This is a genomic window from Streptomyces sp. CA-251247 (genome assembly GCF_050952975.1).
Classification (GTDB): domain Bacteria; phylum Actinomycetota; class Actinomycetes; order Streptomycetales; family Streptomycetaceae; genus Streptomyces; species Streptomyces achmelvichensis.
In genome coordinates, this window is the sequence record NZ_CP191861.1 from 1,419,463 (window position 1) to 1,442,711 (window position 23,249).

At 70.2% G+C, this 23,249-nt stretch carries 21 protein-coding genes; 4 read left to right on the forward strand and 17 right to left on the reverse strand.

The window, feature by feature from the left end; translation table 11 throughout:
• The first annotated feature begins 135 nt into the window (after positions 1-135).
• Positions 136-2,340, forward strand: a complete 2,205-nt coding sequence (locus tag ACQPWZ_RS06150; RefSeq protein ID WP_433570854.1) for an ATP-binding protein — start codon at positions 136-138, stop codon at positions 2,338-2,340.
• A gap of 46 nt (positions 2,341-2,386) precedes the next feature.
• Here ACQPWZ_RS06150 and rpsD read toward each other — a convergent pair whose 3' ends face one another.
• A complete protein-coding gene (rpsD, locus tag ACQPWZ_RS06155; protein ID WP_313947463.1) occupies positions 2,387-3,001 on the reverse strand; it encodes a 30S ribosomal protein S4 in 615 nt (204 codons plus the stop codon).
• 188 nt (positions 3,002-3,189) lie between these two features.
• Here rpsD and ACQPWZ_RS06160 point away from each other — a divergent pair, with 188 nt between their 5' ends.
• Positions 3,190-3,882: a DUF2470 domain-containing protein gene (locus tag ACQPWZ_RS06160; protein ID WP_340472089.1), complete on the forward strand. Its 693-nt coding sequence runs from the start codon at positions 3,190-3,192 to the stop codon at positions 3,880-3,882.
• Positions 3,883-3,904: 22 nt separating this feature from the next.
• Here the strand turns inward: ACQPWZ_RS06160 and ACQPWZ_RS06165 are convergent, their stop codons facing one another.
• The 4 genes from ACQPWZ_RS06165 to ACQPWZ_RS06180 form a co-directional block, all read right to left on the reverse strand.
• Positions 3,905-5,266, reverse strand: coding sequence for a replication-associated recombination protein A (locus tag ACQPWZ_RS06165; RefSeq protein ID WP_356704600.1), 1,362 nt, complete (start codon positions 5,264-5,266; stop codon positions 3,905-3,907).
• Between the two features lie 54 nt (positions 5,267-5,320).
• A complete protein-coding gene (locus ACQPWZ_RS06170) occupies positions 5,321-5,956 on the reverse strand; it encodes a vitamin K epoxide reductase family protein (RefSeq protein WP_433570855.1) in 636 nt (211 codons plus the stop codon).
• A 286-nt stretch (positions 5,957-6,242) separates the two neighbouring features.
• Positions 6,243-7,508, reverse strand: a complete 1,266-nt coding sequence (gene hisS / locus ACQPWZ_RS06175) for a histidine--tRNA ligase (RefSeq protein WP_433570856.1) — start codon at positions 7,506-7,508, stop codon at positions 6,243-6,245.
• Positions 7,509-7,521: 13 nt separating this feature from the next.
• Entirely contained in the window at positions 7,522-8,229 is a 708-nt protein-coding gene (locus ACQPWZ_RS06180; protein ID WP_433570857.1) for an MBL fold metallo-hydrolase, read from the reverse strand.
• A gap of 156 nt (positions 8,230-8,385) precedes the next feature.
• On the opposite strand from ACQPWZ_RS06180, the gene ACQPWZ_RS06185 reads away from it, so the two are divergent.
• Both ACQPWZ_RS06185 and ACQPWZ_RS06190 read left to right on the forward strand, forming a co-directional pair.
• The gene (locus ACQPWZ_RS06185) at positions 8,386-9,186 is read left to right on the forward strand and encodes a peptidylprolyl isomerase (protein ID WP_340472093.1); all 801 of its coding nucleotides are present in this window, start codon (positions 8,386-8,388) and stop codon (positions 9,184-9,186) included.
• Positions 9,187-9,359: 173 nt separating this feature from the next.
• Entirely contained in the window at positions 9,360-10,589 is a 1,230-nt protein-coding gene (locus tag ACQPWZ_RS06190; protein ID WP_433570858.1) for a DUF349 domain-containing protein, read from the forward strand.
• A gap of 93 nt (positions 10,590-10,682) precedes the next feature.
• Here ACQPWZ_RS06190 and ACQPWZ_RS06195 read toward each other — a convergent pair whose 3' ends face one another.
• The 12 genes from ACQPWZ_RS06195 to ACQPWZ_RS06250 all read right to left on the reverse strand — a co-directional run bounded on the left by ACQPWZ_RS06195 (position 10,683) and on the right by ACQPWZ_RS06250 (position 23,182).
• Positions 10,683-13,277: a RelA/SpoT family protein gene (locus ACQPWZ_RS06195; protein ID WP_433570859.1), complete on the reverse strand. Its 2,595-nt coding sequence runs from the start codon at positions 13,275-13,277 to the stop codon at positions 10,683-10,685.
• Between the two features lie 145 nt (positions 13,278-13,422).
• The gene (locus ACQPWZ_RS06200; protein WP_327685207.1) at positions 13,423-13,965 is read right to left on the reverse strand and encodes an adenine phosphoribosyltransferase; all 543 of its coding nucleotides are present in this window, start codon (positions 13,963-13,965) and stop codon (positions 13,423-13,425) included.
• Positions 13,962-15,068, reverse strand: coding sequence for a protein translocase subunit SecF (secF, locus tag ACQPWZ_RS06205; RefSeq protein WP_340472096.1), 1,107 nt, complete (start codon positions 15,066-15,068; stop codon positions 13,962-13,964). The genes ACQPWZ_RS06200 and secF overlap by 4 nt, the downstream gene beginning before the upstream one ends.
• A gap of 1 nt (position 15,069) precedes the next feature.
• Positions 15,070-16,800 (reverse strand): protein translocase subunit SecD, encoded by a 1,731-nt coding sequence (secD, locus tag ACQPWZ_RS06210; protein WP_405568443.1) that lies wholly within the window; start codon positions 16,798-16,800, stop codon positions 15,070-15,072.
• A gap of 147 nt (positions 16,801-16,947) precedes the next feature.
• The gene (yajC, locus tag ACQPWZ_RS06215; protein ID WP_313947451.1) at positions 16,948-17,427 is read right to left on the reverse strand and encodes a preprotein translocase subunit YajC; all 480 of its coding nucleotides are present in this window, start codon (positions 17,425-17,427) and stop codon (positions 16,948-16,950) included.
• A gap of 165 nt (positions 17,428-17,592) precedes the next feature.
• Positions 17,593-18,684, reverse strand: coding sequence for a Holliday junction branch migration DNA helicase RuvB (ruvB, locus tag ACQPWZ_RS06220; protein ID WP_433570860.1), 1,092 nt, complete (start codon positions 18,682-18,684; stop codon positions 17,593-17,595).
• A 130-nt stretch (positions 18,685-18,814) separates the two neighbouring features.
• Positions 18,815-19,432 carry a Holliday junction branch migration protein RuvA gene (gene ruvA, locus ACQPWZ_RS06225; protein WP_356704606.1) on the reverse strand — a complete coding sequence of 206 codons (618 nt, stop codon included), beginning with the start codon at positions 19,430-19,432 and terminating at the stop codon, positions 18,815-18,817.
• Positions 19,429-19,959, reverse strand: a complete 531-nt coding sequence (ruvC, locus tag ACQPWZ_RS06230; protein WP_313947448.1) for a crossover junction endodeoxyribonuclease RuvC — start codon at positions 19,957-19,959, stop codon at positions 19,429-19,431. The genes ruvA and ruvC overlap by 4 nt, the downstream gene beginning before the upstream one ends.
• A 137-nt stretch (positions 19,960-20,096) precedes the next feature.
• Positions 20,097-20,849 carry a YebC/PmpR family DNA-binding transcriptional regulator gene (locus ACQPWZ_RS06235; protein ID WP_340472099.1) on the reverse strand — a complete coding sequence of 251 codons (753 nt, stop codon included), beginning with the start codon at positions 20,847-20,849 and terminating at the stop codon, positions 20,097-20,099.
• Positions 20,850-20,912: 63 nt separating this feature from the next.
• A complete protein-coding gene (pdxT, locus tag ACQPWZ_RS06240) occupies positions 20,913-21,503 on the reverse strand; it encodes a pyridoxal 5'-phosphate synthase glutaminase subunit PdxT (protein WP_340472100.1) in 591 nt (196 codons plus the stop codon).
• Entirely contained in the window at positions 21,503-22,426 is a 924-nt protein-coding gene (gene pdxS, locus ACQPWZ_RS06245) for a pyridoxal 5'-phosphate synthase lyase subunit PdxS (protein ID WP_433570861.1), read from the reverse strand. Before pdxS ends, pdxT begins: the two co-directional genes overlap by 1 nt.
• A 210-nt stretch (positions 22,427-22,636) precedes the next feature.
• Positions 22,637-23,182, reverse strand: a complete 546-nt coding sequence (locus tag ACQPWZ_RS06250; protein ID WP_327685200.1) for a hypothetical protein — start codon at positions 23,180-23,182, stop codon at positions 22,637-22,639.
• Positions 23,183-23,249 lie beyond the last annotated feature (67 nt).

Consider the following 23,249-nt stretch of genomic DNA (forward strand, 5'->3'; position numbering starts at 1 on the left):
TGAAAACACGTCGGAAAACGTCCTCCGACCCTATCGCGCCCAGGGTCACACCCCGAACCGCATTACCAGGGGGCCGGAGGGAGTTGTGCAAGCAGATTGTACGGAGTGCTTACACGCGGGTACGCTCCGTGTCCTATGCGGCGCACCTCTCGCAACGGCCCATCGCCCGACGATCACTCCCCGCCGCGGGGCCGTCTCCCGGCGGAACTGACCCCGTTCGTGGGCCGGGCCGACGAGCAGGGCGCGCTCGCCCGGCTGATCGACAGCGGCGCCCGGCTGGTCACCGTCGCCGGAGCGGGCGGTGTGGGGAAGTCACGGCTGGCGATCCGTGTCGCGGCCGGGCTGCGGGAGCAGGGCAGCCACCGCGACGGGGTGTGGCTGTGCGAACTGTCCACGCTGTCCGACCCCGCGCTGGTCGCCCATGCGCTGGTCACCGCCCTCGGCATCACCGACCACACCAGCAGACCGCCCCGCGAGGTCCTCCTCGGCCACCTCGCGGAGCGCCGGCTGCTTCTGGTGCTGGACGGCTTCGAGCAGTTCGTCGACGACGGCGCCGAGCTCGTACGGGATCTGCTGCGGCACTCCCCCGGTCTTCAGGTCCTGGCGGTGAGCCGCCGTTCGCTGCGGCTGGCGGGCGAGGTGGTCTTCCCGCTGGCACCGCTGACGGAGAGCGACGCGGTGCGGCTCTTCGCGGACCGCGCGACGGCGGTGCTGCCGCATTTCGGGCTGTCCGACGAGAACACGGGGGCGGTACGGGAGCTGTGCCGCCGTCTCGACGGAATCCCCCTCGCGCTGGAACTGGCGGCGGGCCGGCTCTCCGCGCTCTCCCTCGACCAGCTGCTCCAGCGGCTGGACGACCGCTTCCTGCTGCTGACCGGTGGCAGCCGGGGCGCGCTGCCGCGCCATCAGACGCTGCGTACGGCGGTCGGCTGGAGCCATGAGCTGTGCACCCCCGAGGAGCGGCTGCTGTGGGCGCGGCTGTCGGTGTTCGCCGGCCAGTTCGATCTGGAGGCCGTGGAGTACGTCTGCAGCGGCCCCGATCTCCCCGCCGAACAGGTGCTGGACGTGCTCTCCGGGCTGCTCGCGCAGTCCGTGGTCTTCCGTGAGGAGACGCCCGCGGGCGTGCGCTACCGCCTGCTCGACACCGTCCGCGCGTACGGCGCCGAGTGGCTGGAGGCCCTCGGCGACTCCTTGCGGATGCGTAAGCGGCACAGGGACTGGTACGTGGGACTGGCCACCTGGTGCGAGCTGGAGTGGTTCAGTCCGCGGCAGCCGGAGGTGGCGGACTGCACCGACAGCGCGCTGCCCAATCTGCGGGCCGCACTGGAGCTGTGCCTGGAGTCCGCCGAGGACACGCATCTGGGTCACCACCTGGCGGGCACGCTGTGGTTCTACTGGGCCGGCTGCGGCCGGCTCGCGGAGGGAAGGCACTGGCTGGACCGGGCGCTCGCACAGGCCGGGGACCACGAGGAGTCGCGGCTCAAGGCCCTGTGGGTGCTCGGCTATGTGGCGATCCTCCAGGGCGACAGTGCGGCGGCCGCGGGCGCGCTGCACGAGTGCCGCGAGGAGGCGGGCCGCACCGGCAACCCGGTGGCGGCGGCGTACGCCGTCCACCGCATGGGGTGCCTGGCCCTGCTGTCCGACGACATGCCGCGCGCCGAGGAGCTGATCCGCTCGGCCCTCGCGGCCTACCGGGACCTCGGCGAACTCAACAGCAATGTGCTGATGGGACAGGTCGAGCTGGCCATGGCGCTCGTCTTCCAGAACCGCCTGGGGGAGGCGGTCGGCCTCTGCGAGGAGGTACGGGAGATCTGCGAGGAGCGCGGCGAGCTGTGGACCCGCGCCTATGCGCTGTACGTCCTGGCCTATGCGGCGTGGAGGGGCGGCGACCACGTCCGGGCGCGGACCCTGCTCCAGGACGCCGTCGTCATCGACCACCGGTTCAACGATCTGGTGGGCCTGGTACTCGCGATCGAGCTGCTGGCGCTGGTGACGGCCGGCGAGGGGGACCCGGCGGAGGCGGCCGTGCTCCAGGGCGCCGCGTCCCCGGTGTGGGGTGCGGTCGGGATGCCGCTCTTCGGCTCCGGCCACTTCAGCGGGCCGCGGGCCCTGTGCGAGCAGCAGGCGGGCAAGGTGCTGGGGGCCGAGCGGTACGCCTCATGTGCGCGGGAGGGCCGTGAGCTGTCGCTGGATGCGGCGGTGCGGCGGGCCCTCGCCACACCGGAACGCCCGCCGGCGGCCATACCGGGCAGGCCCCGTCCGATCCGTACGGCGACGCCCGTGGAAACGCGAGAGCCCGCCGGCTCCCCCACCGGAAAGGGCGGGGAAGCGGCGGGCTGAAGCGTGGTGAGTCACTCTCCCGGCTGTCGCCGGGAGGGCCCCTGAATCAGCGGGCGTAGTACTCGACGACCAGCTGCTCGTCGCAGATGACCGGAACTTCCTTGCGCTGCGGGTCGCGGTCCAGGCGGAACGCCAGGGCCTTCAGGTTGACCTGCAGGTAGCGCGGGGTCTCACCGTCGGCGGCGAAGCCACCCTCACGAGCGACCTGGAACAGGCTCTTCTCGCGGGAGCGCTCGCGGACCATCACGACGTCGTCGGGACGGACGCGGAAGGACGGCTTGTCGACCTTGCCACCGTTGACCTCGATGTGGCCGTGGACGACCATCTGGCGGGCCTGGTAGATGGTCCGGGCGATGCCCGAACGCAGCACGAGGGCGTCGAGACGACGCTCGAGCTCGATGACCAGCGCCTCGCCGGTCTTGCCCTCGGCCTTGCGCGCGCGGTCGTAGGCGCGGGCCATCTGGCGCTCGCTGATGTCGTACTGGGCGCGCAGACGCTGCTTCTCGAGCAGACGGACCTTGTAGTCCGAGTTCTGCTTGCGCCCACGGCCGTGCTCGCCCGGCGGGTAGGGGCGGGCTTCGAAGTACTTGACAGCCTTCGGCGTCAGCGCGATACCGAGCGCGCGAGACTTCTTGACCTTGGGACGCGACTGGTTAGGCACGTTCTCCAGACCTCCGTTGTAGGTTAGGTTAGGCTCACCTTACTCAAGGAGATCGCATGTCTCGCCCTGGGAACACCAAGCGCATCACGGACAGCACAAAAGAAGCCGACGCTGCTCAGAGCGTCGAGGCGACGGAGGTCCGATCAGCTCATGGTCAGCCGCGTCCCAGCGGGCTTGAAATCACTCGGATGCCGTCAGCAGCCGAGCGCACACGAACTCTCGTACAGAGTACATGCTCCGCGGTACTGCTCATTCCCGGTGTGGACGTCACCCGGCCGGAGCAGCTGACCCCGCAGGCACGCGTGGTGGGCACCGACGGTGAGGTCTTCCTGCTCTTTCCCGCGGACTCCCCGGCCGTACGGGCCGCGACCCACGCCCAGGACGACGAGCTGTCCGCCGTGCTGGAGATCACGGACGTCGCCCCGGTTTCGGTCCCCCATCGTATCCGCGGGCGCGCATGGGTCACCGGCTGGCTGACCTGCGTCCCCGGCCTCGCCGAACCGGGCGCCATGATGCTGCGGCTGGAGGTCGGCGAGCTGCGCGTGGACGATCTGTGGGGTGTGTCGAGCGTGGAGCCGGAGGACTTCGCCCGGGCCGGCGTGGACCCGCTGGTGTCGTACGAGACGGAGCTGCTCCAGCATCTGCACTCCGTCCACGGCGAGCAGGTGCAGGGGCTGTGCGCACTGCTCGGCGACCGGGCCGAGGGGAGTGACGGGGGCGGACAGCGCGCGGTGCCACTGGCGCTGGACCGCTTCGGGCTGCGGGTGCGGTTCGTCGGCGAGCGCTGCTTCGACGCGCGGTTCGACTTCCCCGAGCCCGTCCGCGACGTCACCGAGCTGCGCCGGGCGATGCACACGCTCTTCGAGGCCGCCGCGCCCTGACTGCACGACGCGCAGCAGGCGGTCAGTCGCCGGCGGCGCCACCGCGCAGCCGCTCACGCACCTTCTCCACGACGTCCGCGTACCGCGCCTCGGCGCCGTAACGCGTGGGCTCGTAGTAGCGCTTGCCGTGCACCGCGTCCGGGGCGTACTGCTGGGCCGCGATCCCGCCGGGCACATCGTGCGGATAGACATACCCCTGGGCGTGGCCGAGCTTGGCCGCGCCCTTGTAGTGGCCGTCCCGCAGATGCGGCGGGACCGGACCGGCGAGACCGGCCCGGACATCGGCGAGCGCGGCACCGATCGCCGTCGTGGCGGTGTTCGACTTCGGGGCCAGCGCCAGCGCGATCGTGACATGGCTGAGGGTGAGCGCGGCCTCCGGGAAGCCGATCATGGCCACGGCCTGCGCCGCGGCGACCGCGGTCGGCAGGGCCGTCGGGTCCGCCAGGCCGATGTCCTCACTCGCCGAGATCATCAACCGCCGCGCGATGAAGCGCGGGTCCTCCCCCGCTTCGATCATCCGCGCCAGATAGTGCAGGGCCGCGTCGACGTCGGAGCCGCGGATGGACTTGATCAGCGCGCTGGCCACGTCGTAGTGCTGGTCGCCGTCACGGTCGTACTTCACCGCCGCACGGTCGACCGTCTCCTCCACCGTTTCGAGCGAGATCTCCTTCTCGCTCTTGTCGAGGGTGGCGCCCGCGGCGGCCTCCAGAGCGGTCAGGGCCCGCCGGGCGTCGCCGCCCGCGATGCGGAGCAGATGTGCCTCGGAGTCGGCGGGCAGCGTGACAGCCCCGCCGAGGCCGCGCTCCTCGGTGAGCGCACGGCGCAGCAGTCCCGTGAGGTCCTCGTCGGTCAGCGACTCCAGCGTCAGCAGCAGCGAGCGGGAGAGCAGAGGGGAGATCACCGAGAAGTACGGATTCTCGGTGGTGGCGGCGATCAGCGTCACCCAGCGGTTCTCGACGGCCGGCAGGAGGGAGTCCTGCTGGGCCTTGGAGAAGCGGTGGATCTCGTCGAGGAAGAGGACGGTCTCCTTGCCGAAGCCGCCGGCCGCGCGTCGGGCCCCGTCGATGACGGCCCGGACCTCCTTGACGCCCGCCGTGATCGCCGAGAGCTCGACGAAGCGCTTGTTGGTCGCCTTGGAGACGACATAGGCGAGGGTCGTCTTCCCGGTGCCGGGCGGGCCCCAGAGGATGACGGACGCGGGTCCCGCGGGACCTCCGCCGCCCTCGCCGACGAGGCGGCGCAGCGGCGATCCGGGCTTGAGCAGATGCTGCTGGCCGACGACTTCGTCGAGAACGCGCGGACGCATCCGGACCGCCAGCGGACTGCTGGACGGATCCTTCTCCTGGCGTGCTTCGGCAGCTGCGGTAAAGAGGTCGGGCTCCACGCGGTGAAGCCTATGTCAGCGCACTGACAACGCTCCTCGGCTCCCCCGCCCCGCTCAGCTGGTCCAGAAGTCCCACCAGCGGGTGAGGATCAGCATGCCGATGATCCCGATCCACAGCACCGGCGGCATCCAGTGGAACTCCAGCAGACCGCTGCGCAGCCCCTCGGGAACCCTGATCACCCGGTGCCTGACGTTGTGCACGGTGACGTAGCAGAACATCACGATCGTCGCGGCCCACGCCAACGAGCACCACAGACACAGGGCGTTGATGTTGTACAGCGACTGATACTGCAGCCACGTACAGAACCCAACCCCGAACAGAGCGCCCGCGTTCAGCCCCAGCCAGAACCACCGCCGGTACCGCGCACCCGCCAGCAGCCCCGCACCGATCGCGATCACCATGCCGTACGCGACCAGACCCAGCATCGGATTCGGGAACCCGAACACCGCCGCCTGCTCGCTCTTCATGATGTTCCCGCAGGACACCACCGGATTCAGACTGCACCCCGGCGTGAACGACGGGTCCTCCAGCAGCCTGAACTTGTCGATCGTGATCACCCACGAAGCCAGCAGACCCGCCGCACCCGTGATCACCAGAAGCCAGCCGAACCCCCGGCCCGCACCGATCGGGCGTGTGGAGCCGTCCGCTCGCTCGTCCGAGGACACGTCGTCCACCGCCGCAGTCGTCATATCGCCGTTCCATCGCTTCGTAGCCTGCTCGGGCACGGTCATTCTGCCGCACCTGCGCCGGTGCCCGCCGTTCGCCGGACATAAGCACGGGCGCAGCGGCGACGCCGCGGGAAGGTGCTCCGCGGGGCCGCCGGGCGCTCCGGCCTCGGGCGACGGGAGGTGACGTGGCGGTCTCCGGCGTCGGCACGACGACCGGAAACCGCCGCCGACCCGTCCGAATCGGCCTCGCACGGCAGGAGGAGAAAACTCCCGCCGGGTTGACGCCCCTCCACCCGAACCATGGGGACTACGAGGACAGGCGGCTGCGCAGTTCCTCCACGACGAGGCCCAACGCCACGGCGCTCTGCTCGCCGGACTCCATGTTCTTGATCTGGACCACGCCTTCCCCGAGGTCACGCTCTCCCGCGACGATCGTGTACCGGGCGCCCGAGCGGTTCGCGCTCTTCATCGCGCCCTTCAGGCCCCGCCCGCCGAACGCGAAGTCCGTGGCGATGCCCTCCCTGCGCAGCTCGGTGACGATGCCGAAGAGCACGCGCCGCGCCTCCTCGCCCAGCGGGACGGCGAACACGCTGGTACTGGCGGGGAGTTCGAGCTCGATGCCCTCCGCCTCCAGGGCCAGGACCGTACGGTCCACGCCCAGCGCCCAGCCGACGGACGGCAGTTCCGGGCCGCCGATCATCTCGGAGAGACCGTCGTAGCGGCCGCCGCCGCCGACCGCGGACTGCGAGCCGAGTCCGTCGTGGACGAACTCGAAGGTGGTGCGCGTGTAGTAGTCCAGGCCGCGGACCAGCTTCTCGTCGTCCTCGAAGGCCACACCGGCCGCCGTCAGCAGCTCGCGGACCTCCTCGTGGTACGCCTTGCACGCGTCGCACAGGTAGTCCCGCAGCATCGGCGCACCCACGAGCTGCTTCTGGACGTCGGCGCGCTTGTCGTCGAGCACCCGCAGCGGGTTGATCTCGATCCGGCGCCGGGTGTCCTCGTCGAGGTCGAGCTCGCGCAGGAAGCCCTGGAGGGCGTCGCGGTAGACCGGACGGCACTCCTTGTCGCCGAGCGAGTTGAGCAGGATGCGGAACTCCCGCAGGCCGAGCGTGCGGTACGCCTGGTCGGCCAGGATGATCAGCTCGGCGTCCAGCGCCGGGTCCTCGGCGCCGATCGCCTCGGCACCGACCTGCGAGAAGTGGCGGTAGCGCCCCGCCTGCGGCCGCTCGTAGCGGTAGTACGAGCCGGAGTACCAGAGCTTGACGGGGAGGTTGCCGGCCTTGTGGAGGTTGGCCTCCAGGGCGGCGCGCAGCACGGAGGCGGTGCCCTCGGGGCGCAGGGCGAGCTTGGTGCCGCCCTTGGTCTCGAAGGCGTACATCTCCTTGCTCACGATGTCGGTGGACTCACCGACGCCGCGCGCGAACAGTTCGACGTTCTCGAAGCCGGGTGTCTCGATGTAGCCGTAGCCGGAATTCTTCAGCGGTGCGGAGATCGCCTCGCGGACCGCCAGGAACTTCGCGGACCGGGGCGGGATCAGGTCGTACGTGCCCTTCGGGGCCTGAAAAGTGCTCACGGAGCTTCTCTCGTCACATTCCTCGTCGGGGAGCCGCCTGGCTCCCGAGGCCGTCGGCCACTTCCCGCAGATAGGGATTGGTGGCGCGCTCACGGCCGATGGTCGTCTGGGGGCCGTGTCCGGACAGGACCACGGTCGAGTCGTCGAGCGGCAGGCACACCCGTGCCAGCGACGCGAGCATCTCGTCCATGTCACCTCCCGGCAGGTCCGTGCGTCCGATGGAGCCGGCGAACAGCAGGTCTCCCGAGAAGAACACGGACGGGACGTCCGCGGCCTCGGGCATGCCGAAGGTCACCGACCCCTTGGTATGGCCGGGCGCGTGCGCGACCGAGAAGTCGAGTCCGGCGAGGCGCAGCTTCGCGCCGTCGGTCAGTTCCCTGACGTCGTCCGGCTCTCCCACGGTCAGCTCGCCCATCAGCGGCATGCCGATCGACCTGCCCAGCGCCTTCTCCGGGTCGCTCATCATGTACCGGTCGGAGGGATGGATCCACGCGGGCACGTCGTGCGCGCCGCACACCGGGACGACCGAGGCGACATGGTCGATGTGGCCGTGGGTGAGGATGACGGCGACGGGCTTGAGCCGGTGCTTCGCGACCGCCTCGACGACACCTTCGGCGGCCTGATGGCCCGGATCGATGATCACGCACTCCTCGCCGGCGGCGGGGGCGACCAGGTAACAGTTGGTCCCCCAGGCCCCGGCGGGGAACCCGGCAATAAGCACGATCGTCCTCAGTGTGGTCGTGGAGAGAGTTCTCGCTGCCTCGAAATGCAGCAGATCAGAGCCTACCGGCGCTGCTCCTCCCACAGCCAACCCGTATACGGTACGGGCACACTCGGCCGGTCGGCATCAGACGTACGACTACAAGGAGAAGACCCGGTGGTCAGCAGCGATCAGCGGCGGCGGCAGCTCGCCAGGGAGAAGTTCGAGCGCCAGCAGCAGCGTCGGGCACAGTCACGCAAGAGGAAGCAGCGCAACACGGTCATCGCGGCCACACTGGCCGTGGTGCTCGCCGCGGGTGCGGCCGCCTACGCCTCGGTGGGCCTGTCCGACGGCGACACCAAGGCCGACGGGCAGACCGCGGGCGACGACAGCACCACGTCGCCCAGCGCTTCCCCCACTCCCTCCGAGGCCAAGAGCCCCGAACCCGCCCTGTCGATCGACAAGACGGCGAAGTACTCGATGGACCTGACGACGAACCAGGGCGACATCAAGATCGCGATGGACGCGGCGAAGACCCCGCGCACCGTGAACTCGTTCAAGGCGCTCGCGGACAAGGGGTTCTTCAACGGCACGAAGTGCCACCGGCTGACCACGCAGGGCATCTTCGTGCTCCAGTGCGGCGACCCGAAGGGCGACGGCACCGGCGGGCCCGGGTACACGATCCCCGACGAGAACCTGACCGCGCTCGGCAAGGCGGCCGCCGACGGCTCGGTGACCTATCCGGCCGGCACGGTGGCGATGGCCAACACCGGTCAGCCGAACTCCGGCGGCAGCCAGTTCTTCCTCGTCTACAAGGCGACCAAACTGCCGCCGACGTACACACCGTTCGGAAAGATGGACGCCGCAGGCCTCAAGGCCGTCGAGAAGGTGGCCAAGGCCGGAGTCACCGGCGGCGGCGGGGACGGTGCCCCGAAAACGGCCGTCACCATTGAGAAGGCTGCCGTCCCCAAGGCGTGAGCGGGGAATTTCAGCCGCGCTGAGTGCGGACAGCCGGGCGGCCGGTCGCCTAGATTGGCGTTGTGCAGCGCGGCCGGCTTCGCGCTGCGGAAGGCGGGCGATGCCCGCCCTGGAAACTGTGGACGATGCCCGGGGGGCGAACCCCCTCGCGGGCATCAGGTGGAGGAGGCGCTGTGAGCAGCGACCCGTGGGGCCGTGTCGACGAGACGGGCACCGTGTACGTGCGTACAGCCGACGGCGAGAAGGTCGTCGGATCGTGGCAGGCCGGGACTCCCGAAGAGGCTCTGGCCTATTTCGAGCGCAAGTACGAGGGCTTGGTGGTCGAGATCGGCCTTCTCGAGCGTCGGGTGAAGACCACCGATCTCTCGGCCAAGGATGCCCAGCAGGCCATCGACCATCTGCGCCAGCAGGTGGACGAGCATCACGCCGTCGGCGACCTCGAGGCGCTGGCCAAGCGCCTCGACGCGCTGGTGGAGTCGGTCGAGAAGCGCCGCGAGGAGCGCAAGGTCCAGCGCGCCAAGCAGAGCGACGAGGCACGGCACGCCAAGGAAGCCCTGGTCAACGAGGCCGAGGAGCTGGCGCAGAGCGAGCAGTGGCGGGCGGCCGGTGAGCGGCTGCGCGCGCTGGTGGACACCTGGAAGGGCCTGCCGCGGCTCGACCGGAAGTCCGACGACGAGCTGTGGCACCGCTTCTCGCACGCCCGGTCGGCGTTCTCCAAGCGCCGCAAGGCGCACTTCGCCTCGCTGGACGCGCAGCGCGAGGAGGCCCGGAAGACCAAGGAGAGGCTGGTCGCCGAGGCCGAGTCGCTGTCCGGCTCCACCGACTGGGGCGTCACGGCCGCCCGCTACCGCGAGCTGATGGCGGAGTGGAAGGCCGCGGGCCGTGCCCAGCGCGAGTCCGAGGACGACCTGTGGAACCGCTTCCGCGGCGCCCAGGACATCTTCTTCGCGGCCCGCAGCGGGGTCTTCGCCGAGCGGGACGCCGAGCAGGCGGAGAACCTCAAGCTCAAGGAGGAGCTCGCCGCCGAGGCGGAGAAGCTCGTCCCGGTTAAGGACCTGAAGGCGGCGCGTGCCACCTTCCGCTCCATCAACGAGCGCTGGGAGGCCGTCGGCCATGTGCCGCGGGACGCCCGTCCCAAGGTCGAGGGCCGGATGCACGCCGTCGAGCGGGCCCTGCAGGAGTCCGAGGAGACCGAGTGGCGCCGGACGAACCCGGAGGCGCGTGCGCGTGCCGCGGGTCTGACCGGACAGCTCCAGGCGGCCGTGGACAAGTTGCGCGGCCAGATCGACACGGCGCGCGCCGCGGGCAACAACGCCAGGGCGGACAAGCTGGCGAAGGAGCTCGAGGGCCGGCAGGCCCTGCTGGACCAGGCGCTGAAGGGCCTCGAGGAGTTCGGCGGCTGACAGCGCACCGCACATCGAAAGGGCCTCCCGTACGCGGTGTACGGGAGGCCCTTTCGTGTGTCCTGTCCCCTGCTGCTCGGGCAGGGGATCCGGTCAGGGGCGGCGGGCCGAGGTCACCCGGTACACGTCGTAGACGCCCTCCACACCGCGGACCGCCTTCAGCACGTGCCCGAGATGCTTGGGGTCGCCCATCTCGAAGGTGAAGCGCGAGGTCGCCACCCGGTCGCGGGAGGTCTGGACGGCCGCGGAGAGGATGTTGACGTGCTGGTCGGACAGCACCCGGGTGACGTCCGACAGCAGCCGGGACCGGTCCAGCGCCTCGACCTGGATGGCGACCAGGAAGACCGAGGACTGGGTGGGCGCCCACTCGACCTCGAGGATGCGCTCCGGCTCCTGGGACAGCGAGTCGACGTTGACGCAGTCCGCGCGGTGAACCGATACGCCACTGCCGCGGGTGACGAAGCCGATGATCGGGTCGCCGGGCACGGGCGTACAGCACCGGGCGAGCTTGACCCACACGTCCTCGACGCCCTTGACGACCACGCCCGGGTCGGCGCTGGAGCGGCGCTTGGAGCGGCCGTGCGAGGGCGGGGTGCTCTCGGCGAGGTCCTCGTTCGCGGCCTCCTCGCCGCCGAGGGCCTGCACGAGCTTCTGCACGACGCCCTGCGCGGCGACATGGCCCTCGCCGATCGCCGCGTACAGCGACGAGATGTCGGGGTAGCGCATCTCGTGCGCGAGCGTGACGAGCGAGTCACCGGTGAGGATGCGCTGGATCGGCAGGTTCTGCTTGCGCATGGCCCGCGCGATGGCGTCCTTGCCGTGCTCGATCGCCTCGTCGCGACGCTCCTTGGAGAACCACGCACGGATCTTGTTGCGGGCCCGCGGTGACTTGACGAAGCCGAGCCAGTCGCGCGAGGGGCCCGCGCCTTCGGCCTTGGAGGTGAAGACCTCGACCAGGTCGCCGTTGTCCAGGGTGGATTCGAGCGGTACGAGCCGCCCGTTGACCCGCGCTCCTATGGTGCGGTGGCCCACTTCCGTGTGCACGGCGTAGGCGAAGTCGACGGGTGTGGCGCCGGCCGGCAGCGCTATGACGTCACCCTTCGGCGTGAAGACGAAGACCTCGTTGCGCGAGAGGTCGAAGCGCAGCGACTCCAGGAACTCCGAGGGGTCCTCGGTCTCCTTCTGCCAGTCCAGCAGCTGGCGCAGCCACGCCATGTCGTTGACGGCGTCGTCCTTGCCGGCCTTCTTCGGCACATCGGTGCGCACCTTGGAGGCCCCGGCGGACGGCTCCTGCTTGTACTTCCAGTGCGCGGCGATGCCGTACTCGGCACGGCGGTGCATGTCGAACGTACGGATCTGGAGCTCGACGGGCTTGCCGTTGGGACCGATCACCGTGGTGTGCAGTGACTGGTACATGTTGAACTTCGGCATCGCGATGTAGTCCTTGAACCGGCCGGGGACCGGGTTCCATCGCGCATGGACGGTGCCGAGCGCCGCGTAGCAGTCGCGGACGGTGTCGACGAGGACGCGGATGCCGACCAGGTCGTAGATCTCCGCGAAGTCCCGGCCGCGGACGATCATCTTCTGGTAGACGCTGTAGTAGTGCTTGGGCCGGCCGGTGACGGTGGCCTTGATGCGGGCGGCCCGCAGGTCGGACTGGACCTCGTCGGTCACTATGGCGAGGTACTCGTCGCGCTTGGGGGCGCGCTCGGCCACCAGCCGCACGATCTCGTCGTACATCTTGGGGTAGAGGATCGCGAAAGCGAGGTCCTCCAGCTCCCACTTGATGGTGTTCATGCCCAGCCGGTGGGCCAGGGGCGCATAGATCTCGAGGGTCTCTCGGGCCTTCTTCTCCTGCTTCTCCCGCTTGAGATAGCGCATCGTGCGCATGTTGTGCAGCCGGTCGGCCAGCTTGATGACCAGGACGCGCGGGTCCTTGGCCATGGCGACGACCATCTTGCGCACGGTCTCCGCCTGCGCGGCCTCGCCGAACTTGACCTTGTCCAGCTTGGTGACACCGTCGACGAGGAGGGCGACCTGGTCGCCGAAGTCCCGGCGCAGGGTGTCCAGGCCGTACTCGGTGTCCTCGACGGTGTCGTGCAGCAGCCCCGCCATCAGGGTCGCCGGGTCCATGCCGAGCTCGGCGAGGATGGTGGTCACGGCGAGCGGATGCGTGATGTACGGGTCGCCGCTCTTGCGCTTCTGGCCCCGGTGCCAGCGCTCGGCGACCTGGTAGGCGCGCTCGATCTGGCGCAGCGTGGCGGTCTCGATCTTGGGGTCGTTGCTGCGCACGATCCGCAGCAGCGGCTCCAGGACGGGGTTGTACGGCGACGAGCGCTGCACGCCGAGCCGGGCGAGACGGGCGCGCACCCGGTTCGAGGAGCCGGCGCTGCGCGGCACGGCAGCGGGTGTGGGCCTCGGGGCCGGGGCCGGCGTGGGAGCCGGGGGCTTCGGAGCGGACGCGGGGGCCGGGCCGTTCGCACTCGCCGGGGCCTCGCCGGTGGCGGCGCCCTTGGCCGACGCCGGCTGGCGGACGTCGACCGGAGCGACACCCGTCCCGCTTCCCTCGGGCGCAGCAGGCTTCGCCTTCTTGTCGGCCGACTGGGTCTCGGGCGTGCCAGGGGCTGCCGCGGCCTTGTCGGCCTTCTGGTCGGGCTGCGCGGCGGCGGGCTGGGCCTCGTCTGGCAAGAGCGCTCCTCGTGCGGTTCCGGGTCCCCCGGTCAGGTCCGGAGAAGCCATGGTATCGACCTCGCTGTCCCGGTGCTCACGAGGCCGTGACAGACCGGTGGGCGCCCCGGGAGATCCCGGGACGCCCACGGACGGCCGTACGGCTTCAGATGGTGATCAGGGACTCCAGCGGAGCTCCCCGCAGCGCGGGCTCCAGGCGGGCCCGGCCGCCGAGGAAACCCAGTTCCATCAGGACCGCGATGCCCGCGACCTCGGCCCCGCTGCGGCGGATCAGTTCGACCGCCGCCCCTGCGGTACCGCCGGTGGCGAGCACATCGTCGATGACCATCACACGGTCGCCCGTCTGCAGGTCCTCGGCGTGCACCTCGATCTCGGCGCTGCCGTACTCCAGCTCGTACGCCTGCGACAGCGTCGCTCCGGGGAGCTTGCCCGCCTTGCGTACGGGGATGAAGCCCAGCCCCGCGCGGACCGCGACCGGGGCGCCGAGGATGAACCCCCGCGCCTCCAGTCCGACGACCTTGGTGGCCCCGTGCCGCGCGCACCCTTCGGCGAGCACGTCGGTGAGGGCCGTGAAGGCCTTCGGGTCCGCCAGCAGGGGCGTGATGTCCTTGAACACCACGCCCGGCTTCGGGTAGTCGGGTACGTCGCGGATACGGCTCAGCAGCAGCTCCTGCACGCCGTCGGTCATCGACGCCTGCCCGAGGGGCGGCCGCGGCCACGACCCCGAGGTCCGACGACGGCGCCCGCCGTCGCGGCGTCGCCCGGTACCTCGTCCGACGGCCCGTGGGGCTCCTCGGCCTGGTCCGGGGACTCGCCCTTGGCCACGGCGGCCGCGCGCTTGGCGAGGACCCGCTTCTTCAGGGCCTTCATCTGCGGCTCGCGCTCCTTGAGGTCGGCGACGAGCGGCGTGGCGATGAAGATCGAGGAGTACGCACCGGCGGCGAGGCCGACGAAGAGCGACAGCGAGATGTCGTTGAGCATGCCGGCGCCCAGGAAGCCGCCGCCGATGAAGAGCAGACCGGCGACCGGCAGCAGCGCGACGACCGTGGTGTTGATCGACCGCACCAGGGTGCCGTTGATGGACCGGTTGGCGATCTCGCTGTAGGTCCACCGGGTCTGCTTGGTGATGTCCTTCGTGCCTTCCTTGAGGCTGTCGAAGACGACCACGGTGTCGTACAGCGAGTAACCGAGGATGGTCAGCAGACCGATCACGGTGCCCGGGGTGACCTCGAATCCGACCAGGGCGTAGATGCCCACCGTGATCGTGATGTCGTGGATCAGCGCGATGAGGGCGGCGATGGCCATGCGCCACTCGAAGGCGATCGCCAGATAGATCACCACGAGGATCATGAAGACGCCGAGGCCGGTCCAGGCCTTGTTGGCGATCTGCTTGCCCCAGCTCGGACCGACGAGCTCCTGGTCGATCTGGTTCTTGTTCATGTCCAGATCGGCGGCGAGCTTGGTGGCCACCGCGTCGGCCTGCTTGGTGTCCAGGTCGCTGACCTGGATCCGCAGGGTGTCGTTGCCGAGCTGCTGGACGATGGCGTCATGGCCGGAGGCCGTTTCCGCGAACTCCTCAGCCTGCGCGACGGACACGTTCGTCTTCGCGGTGTTGAAGACGGCACCGCCCTTGAACTCGATGCCCATGTTCAGACCCTGCACCGCCAGGCCGACGATGGCCGTGATGGTGATCAGGATCGAGAGGCCGTACCAGATCTTCCGCTTGCCGACGAAGTCGTAACCGACCTCGCCGCGGTAGAGCCTGGCGCCGATATTGCCGAGACGCGACATCTCACGCCTCCTTCGGGTCGGTGGGGGCGGAGGTGCGGCGCGTGCGGCGCAGCGGGGGCTTGGCACCGAGGCGCTTCGGGTCGAGCCCGGACCAGGAGCCGCCGCCGGAGAAGAACTTCGTGCGGGCGAGGAGCGTCATGACCGGCTTGGTGAAGAAGAACACCACGACCACGTCGAGCAGGGTGGTCAGACCGAGGGTGAACGCGAAGCCCTGGACCTTGCCGACGGTGACCACGAAGAGCACCGCGGCGGCGAGGAACGACACGAAGTCGGAGACCAGGATGGTGCGCCGCGCACGCGGCCAGGCGCGCTCCACGGCGGGCCGCAGCGTCCGGCCCTCGCGGATCTCGTCCCTTATGCGTTCGAAGTACACGATGAACGAGTCGGCGGTGATACCGATGGCAACGATCGCACCACACACCGCGGGCAGGTTCAGCGCGAACCCGATGGCCGGGCCGAGCAGGGCCATCAGCGAATAGGTGAGGGCTGCCGAGACCAGGAGGCTGAGGATCGCCACCATGGACAGACCGCGGTAGTAGATCACCAGGTAGATGATGACCAGCGCGAGGCCGATGGCACCGGCGATGAGGCCGGCCTGGAGCTGCTCGCCGCCGAGCGCCGCGCTGACGGTGGTGACGCTCTGCTCCTCGAAGCTGAGGGGCAGCGCACCGTAGGACAGGATGTTGCCGAGGTCCTGCGCCGACTGCTGGTCGAAGCTTCCGGAGATCTCGGCGTTGGCGCTGAGCGTCTGGTTGACCTGCGGGGCCGAGACGACCTCGCCGTCGAGGACGATCGCGAACTGGTTCTGCGGCGACTGCTGCTGCGAGAGCTTGCTGGTGATCGCCTGGAACTTCTTCGAGCCGGCGCTGGTGAAGTCCATCGTGACGATCCACATGCCGCGCTGCTGGTCCAGCTGGCCCTTGGCGTCGTCGACGTCCTTACCGCTCACCTCGGCGGGGCCGAGGACGTACTTCTCCCACTGCCCGGCGCTGTTCTTGCCACAGGCGACCGTGGGGTCCTCGGGCTTGACGCCCTCGCCCACGTTGCCGCGCTCCGTCTGGTCGAGGCAGTTCAGGTCGGTGAACTTCTTCTCCAGCGCGGCGGTGGCGGGCGGGGTGCTCGGCGTCGGGGCCGGCTTGTCGGCGGCGGAGCCGCTGGGCTTCGGCGACGGGGCCTTCAGCCCGTCGGTGACGGCGCGGCCCTGCGGGGTGGCGCTCGGCGACGGGGAGGTCGCCTTGTCGGCGCCGCCCTTGTCCGTGGCCTTGTCCGGCGCGGAGGCGCTCGGACTGGGCTTGGGCTTGGGCTGCGGGGCGGTCGGCCCACCCGCGGCGACGGTCAGAACGGGCCGGAAGTAGAGCTGGGCGGTGGTACCGACCTGCTTACGGGCCTGCTCGGAGTTCGTCCCCTTCGGGATGTTGACGATGATGTTCTCGCGGCCCTGGGTCTGAACCTCGGCCTCCGAGACACCGAGACCATTGACACGGCGTTCGATGATCTCGACCGCGGTGTTCATGTTGGTCTCGTTGATCGCGCTTTCCTTGCCGGGCTCCGCCTTCGCGGCCAGCGTGATCGTCGTACCGCCGGCCAGGTCGATGCCCAGGCGAGGCGTGGTGTGCCCGGACCAGAACATCCCACCGGTCAGCGCGACCATGGCGATCAGGATCAGAGCGAGGACGCGCCCCGGCTTCCCCTGAGCCCCCGCGGGCCTTCGGCCCCTGTTCGGTGCTGCCACCTTCTCGTTTCTCCCTGTCCAACCGCCCCCGCGCCGGGTGTGCGCCGGGGCAGCCACGAAGTGTTGTGGGGACCTGCCCCCGCAGAAGTCAACACGACCCGGGGACCGCGGGGCACCGGACGGTGCCCCCGCGATCCCCGATCATGACTACTTCTCGCCGTCGGCCTTGCCGTCCTTGGGCTCCGTGTCAGTGGCGTCGGCGTCGGCATCCTTGGCGCCGGCCTCGTCCGCCGCGTCGGCCTCGGGCTTCTTGCCGAGGTCGATCTTGGCGTCGTCGGACTCGGTCGTGCCGGTCAGCGAGGACGCGTCGTCCGGCACGATCGGGTCGTCGATCCGAGCAGCGTCGTCGCCGTGCACGATGCGGTTGTACTCGTCGTCGTCGAGGACCGCGCCGATGGCGTTCTTCGCATACATGGCGTGGACGCCGGGAGCGACTTCGAGCAGCACGGCGTCGTCGTGCAGCTCCTTGACGGTGGCGTACATCCCCCCGATCGTCCGGACACCGGTGCCGGGCTGCATCTGGTTGCGCATCTGCGCAGCAGCCTGCTGCTTCTTCTTGGCGGACCGGGTCATCAGGAACATGGCCCCGATGAGCACGATGAAGGGGAGGAGGGTCACGAGACTCACGGGAAGAAACTTCCTTCACACGACCGCACCGATGAGGCGGCCTTATCTACGGGGGTGGGTACGCCGACCTGGAAGGGCGGCATCGGCGGAGTCTAAGCGAGTCCGCATCAAAGGAACAACGCCCAGCATCGCACCGTGGTTCCTGCCCGGCGAGTATCCGCGCCGTCACGTCCCGAACAGCCCCGGTTGTCCGCTTGCGCCGGGGGGCTGCTGCGGCGGAACGAGGCCGAGATGGGCCCAGGCGGCGGGGGTCGCGACCCGTCCGCGCGGGGTCCGGGCCAGCAGTCCCTCCCGTACGAGGAAGGGCTCGGCGACCTCTTCCACGGTCTCCCGCTCCTCCCCCACGGCCACCGCGAGCGTCGAGAGGCCCACCGGGCCGCCGCCGAACAGCTTGAGCAGCGCCTGGAGGACCGCCCGGTCCAGACGGTCGAGGCCGCGGGCGTCCACCTCGTACACCTTGAGTGCCGCGGCCGCGATGTCCCGGGTGATCAGTCCGTCCGCCTTGACCTGCGCGTAGTCGCGCACGCGGCGCAGCAGGCGGTTGGCGATACGGGGCGTGCCACGGGAGCGGCCGGCGATCTCGGCGGCGCCGTCGGACTCGATCTCCAGGTCGAGGAGCTGGGCGGAGCGGTGGATGACGCGCTCCAGCTCGGCGGGGTCGTAGAACTCCATGTGCGCGGTGAAGCCGAACCGGTCGCGCAGCGGCGGGGGCAGCAGTCCGGCCCTGGTGGTGGCCCCGACCAGGGTGAACGGCGGCAGCTCCAGCGGGATGGCGGTGGCCCCGGGTCCCTTGCCGACGATGACGTCGACGCGGAAGTCCTCCATGGCCATGTAGAGCATTTCCTCGGCGGGCCGCGACATCCGGTGGATCTCGTCGAGGAAGAGGACCTCGCCCTCCTGGAGGGAGGAGAGGATCGCTGCCAGGTCGCCGGCGTGCTGGATGGCGGGGCCCGAGGTGATGCGGATCGGGGCCTTCATCTCGGCAGCGATGATCATGGACAGGGTGGTCTTGCCGAGCCCGGGGGCACCGGAGAGCAGGACGTGGTCGGCGGTGGCGCCGCGCGCGAGGGCGGCTTTGAGGACCAGGTCGAGCTGCTCGCGCACCCGCTCCTGGCCCACGAACTCATCGAGAGACTTCGGCCGCAGTGCCGCCTCGACGGCCTGGTCCTCGCCGTCGGCGGAGGGGCCGACGAGCCGCCCGTCGGCGGCAAAGGGCGCTTCGTCGGCGGGGGCCGGGGTGGTGTCGTCCCAGTTCACTGCGGAGGTGCCTCACGAGGTCGTCGCGGCGGTTGCGCCGCGGGGTGGTCGGGGTCGTCCGTCCCTGGGCGTGCCCTGCGGCACGGGCGGGAGGGGCAGGGGCCGGCAGGCGCGCGGACGCGCCCGCGGGTCATCTCGTGCGGTTCAGCGACTGGAGAGCGGCCTTGAGGAGCTGGCCCACCACCGGCTCGCCCGCCGAGGCCTCGGCCTGCGGCGCGACCGCGGCCACCGCCTCGTCGGCCTCGCGGGTGGCATAGCCCAGTCCGATCAGCGCGCCGTGCAGCTGGTCGCGCCAGGAGGAGGAGACCGCTGTGCCGATGCCCTGCTTGCCGATGTGCGCGCCGAGCGGCTCCCCGAGGCGGTCCTTCAGCTCCAGCAGCAGCTTCTGCGCGCCTTTCTTGCCGATGCCGGGGACGGCCGTGAGCGCCTTCTCGTCTCCGGTCGCCACCGCCACCCGCAGGGCGTCGGGGGCGTGCACGGCCAGCATCGCCTGGGCAAGCCGTGGGCCGACGCCGCTCGCCGTCTGGAGCAGCTCGAAGACCTGCCGCTCGTCGTCGTCGACGAAGCCGTACAGCGTGAGCGAGTCCTCCCGGACGACGAGGGAGGTGGCGAGCTTGGCCTCCTGGCCGATGCGCAGCTCGGACAGGGTGTTGGGCGTGCACTGGAGGGCCATGCCGACGCCGCCGACCTCGATGACCGCGGTGGTGGGAGCGAGGGCGGCCACCGGGCCGCTGACAAAGGCGATCATGCGGTACGGCCTTTCGATGCGTGCAGGGCGACTGCCTGCTGCAGGCGGTTCTGCGCGGGTGCGCGCCAGATGTGACAGATGGCGAGGGCGAGGGCGTCCGCCGCGTCGGCGGGCTTCGGCGGGGCGTCCAGCCGCAGCAGCCGGGTGACCATGGCGCCCACCTGAGCCTTGTCGGCCCGGCCACTGCCGGTGACGGCGGCCTTCACCTCGCTGGGGGTGTGCAGGACGACGGGGATGCCCCGGCGGGACGCGCAGAGCATGGCGACGGCGCTGGCCTGGGCGGTGCCCATGACGGTGCGGACGTTGTGCTGGCTGAACACCCGCTCCACGGCGACCCGTTCGGGCCGGTACTCGTCCAACCACTGCTCGATGCCCTGCTCGACGGCGACCAGGCGGTGGCCGAGCTCGGCGTCCGCGGGGGTGCGCACCACTCCGACGCCCAGCATGGTCAGCTGACGGCCCGCCACTCCCTCGACGACCCCCACACCGCACCGGGTCAGTCCCGGGTCCACCCCCAGCACACGCACGCCGTCCTCCTCCGTCATCCCCCGGCAGGCGCCGGGAGGTTCCCCCTGTTCGTGCAGGCTATCCGCCGGCACCGACAACGCGCCGGAACGACGACGGGCCGACGGGTGTGTCCCGTCGGCCCGCCGTACGAAGCGGATCAGGCGTCGACCTTCTCCATGACCTCGTCCGAGACGTCGAAGTTGGCGAAGACGTTCTGCACGTCGTCGCTGTCCTCCAGCGCGTCGATCAGCTTGAAGATCTTGCGAGCGCCCTCTTCCTCCAGCTCGACCTGCATGGTCGGGACGAAGTTGGCCTCGGCCGAGTCGTAGTCGATACCGGCCTCCTGGAGCGCGGTGCGCACCGCGACCAGGTCGGTGGCCTCGCTGATGACCTCGAAGGACTCACCGAGGTCGTTGACCTCTTCGGCGCCCGCCTCCAGGACGGCGCCGAGGACGTCGTCCTCGCTCAGCTCGCCCTTGGGGACGATGACGACGCCCTTGCGGTTGAAGAGGTAGGAGACCGAGCCGGGGTCGGCCATCGAGCCGCCGTTGCGGGTCATGGCGACACGGACGTCGGAGGCCGCGCGGTTGCGGTTGTCGGTGAGGCACTCGATGAGCACCGCGACGCCGTTCGGTCCGTAGCCCTCGTACATGATCGTCTCGTAGTCGGCGCCGCCGGCCTCGAGGCCCGCGCCGCGCTTGACCGCGGAATCGATGTTCTTGTTCGGGACCGAGCTCTTCTTGGCCTTCTGGATGGCGTCGAAGAGGGTCGGGTTGCCGTCGACGTCGGCACCGCCCGTACGGGCCGCAACCTCGATGTTCTTGATCAGCTTCGCGAAGAGCTTGCCGCGCTTGGCATCGATCACGGCCTTCTTGTGCTTCGTCGTAGCCCATTTAGAGTGGCCGGACATCTGCCTGTCTCCTTCGCGTAACCCATTGCTGCTGCGTTCGGCAGAGATCCTACCGGGACGGCGTCACCAGGCAGCGCGCACCATGTCCACAAACAGGCCGTGCACCCGGTGGTCTCCGGTGAGTTCGGGATGGAAGGACGTCGCCAGCGCGTTGCCCTGCCGCACGGCGACGATGTGCCCGTCGTACTCCGCCAGCACCTCGACCTCGGCGCCCACCGACTCCACCCACGGAGCCCGGATGAAGACGCCTTCGACCGGACCGTCCACTACTCCCCGCAGCTCCACGGAGGCCTCGAACGACTCGTTCTGCCGGCCGAAGGCGTTGCGGCGGACGATCATGTCGATGCCGCCGAGCGTCTCCTGGCCGGAGCGCGGGTCGAGGATCTTGTCGGCGAGCATGATCAGGCCCGCGCAGGTGCCGTACACGGGCATACCGGAGCGCACCCGCTCGCGCAGCGGCTCGGTCATGCCGAAGAGCGCCGCGAGCTTGGACATGGTGGTGGACTCGCCGCCCGGGATGACGAGGCCGTCGACCTCGGCGAGTTCCTCGGGACGCCGCACCTGCCTGGCCACGGCGTCCGCCGAGGCCAGGGCGATCAGGTGCTCCCGTACGTCGCCCTGGAGAGCCAGGACTCCGATGACCGGCGACGTCATTACCAGCCTCGGTTGGCGTAGCGCTCGGACTCGGGCAGGGTGTCGCAGTTGATGCCGACCATGGCCTCGCCCAGGTCGCGGGAGGAGTCCGCGATGATCTTCGGGTCGTCGTAGAAGGTGGTGGCCTTCACGATGGCGGCGGCGCGCTTGGCCGGGTCGCCGGACTTGAAGATGCCCGAGCCCACGAAGACACCCTCGGCGCCGAGCTGGCGCATGAGAGCGGCGTCGGCGGGGGTGGCCACACCGCCGGCCGAGAAGAGGACCACCGGCAGCTTGCCCAGCTCTGAGACCTCCTTGACCAGCTCGTAGGGGGCGCGGAGGTCCTTGGCGGCGGCGTAGAGCTCGTTGTTGTCGAAGCCGCGCAGCCGGGCGATCTCGTTCTTGATCTGGCGCAGGTGGCGGACGGCCTCGACGACGTTGCCCGTGCCGGCCTCGCCCTTCGAGCGGATCATGGCCGCGCCCTCGGCGATACGGCGCAGAGCCTCACCCAGGTTGGTGGCACCGCACACGAAGGGGGTGGTGAAGGCCCACTTGTCGGAGTGGTTGACCTCGTCGGCCGGGGTCAGCACCTCGGACTCGTCGATGTAGTCGACGCCGAGGGACTGGAGCACCTGGGCCTCGACGAAGTGGCCGATGCGGGACTTGGCCATGACGGGGATGGACACGGCCTCGATGATCTCTTCGATCATGTTCGGGTCGGACATCCGGGCCACGCCGCCGTCCTTGCGGATGTCGGCCGGAACGCGCTCCAGGGCCATGACGGCCACGGCGCCCGCGTCCTCGGCGATCTTCGCCTGCTCGGCGTTGACCACGTCCATGATCACGCCGCCCTTGAGCTGCTCGGCCATGCCGCGCTTGACGCGGGCCGTGCCGGTGGCCGGGGAGTCGGGGGACTGCGGGGTGCTGGGGAGCGTACTGGACACGGAAGGGACCTCACTCGGTGACGACAGTCGGTGCGTAACTGATGGAACCTTCACCGACCAGGCCACTGCAAGGGCCAATGAACAGCCGGTGGATCGTTTTCACCGCTGGAGTGAAGGGGAGGGCCCCTTCACACCTGGATACGTGAGGTGCCCGGCCATGCCTGGCAACCGCGCCACGGGTACGTCGAGTACCGCGCCACGCCCGGTACGTCAGGTACCCGGCCGGTCCGCCAGCGCGACCGGAGCCTCGTCGTCCATCTCGAAGGCCAGCGGGAACGGCGCATGACCGGCCAGCCGGAACCAGCGGACCGTGCGGTGACGGCGCAGGGCGCGTGCGGCACGCACCGCGTCGTTGTGGAACCGCCGTGCCATGGGGACCCGGCGCACGGCCTGCGCCAGCTCCAGCGTGGCGTCCTCGCCACCCGGCACCTCACGCACCGCCTCGATCTGCACGGTCTCGGAGAAGACGGCCCGCAGTGCGGCGCTCAGCTCGCTCTCGGCGACCTCGCGCTGCTCCTCCTCGGCCTGGCGGGCGGCGTGCGCCGCCTCGTAGAGGACGATCGACGCGGCCGGGTCGAGCACTCCGGAGGTCGCCAGTTCCTGGGTGACCGAAGCGCGGCGTACGAGCTGGGCGTCGAGGGCGGCGCGGGCGGCGTCGATACGGGCGTGCAGCCGGTCCAGCCGTCCGGCGGTCCAGCTCAGATACAGGCCGATCAGGACGAGGCCGACGACGATCCAGATAAGGGTTGCGGTCACGGGCGGCAAGGCTACCGCCCCGGTCCGAGGGCTCCCGCGGCGCGTTCCGCGCCCGGGCGCCCGCCGT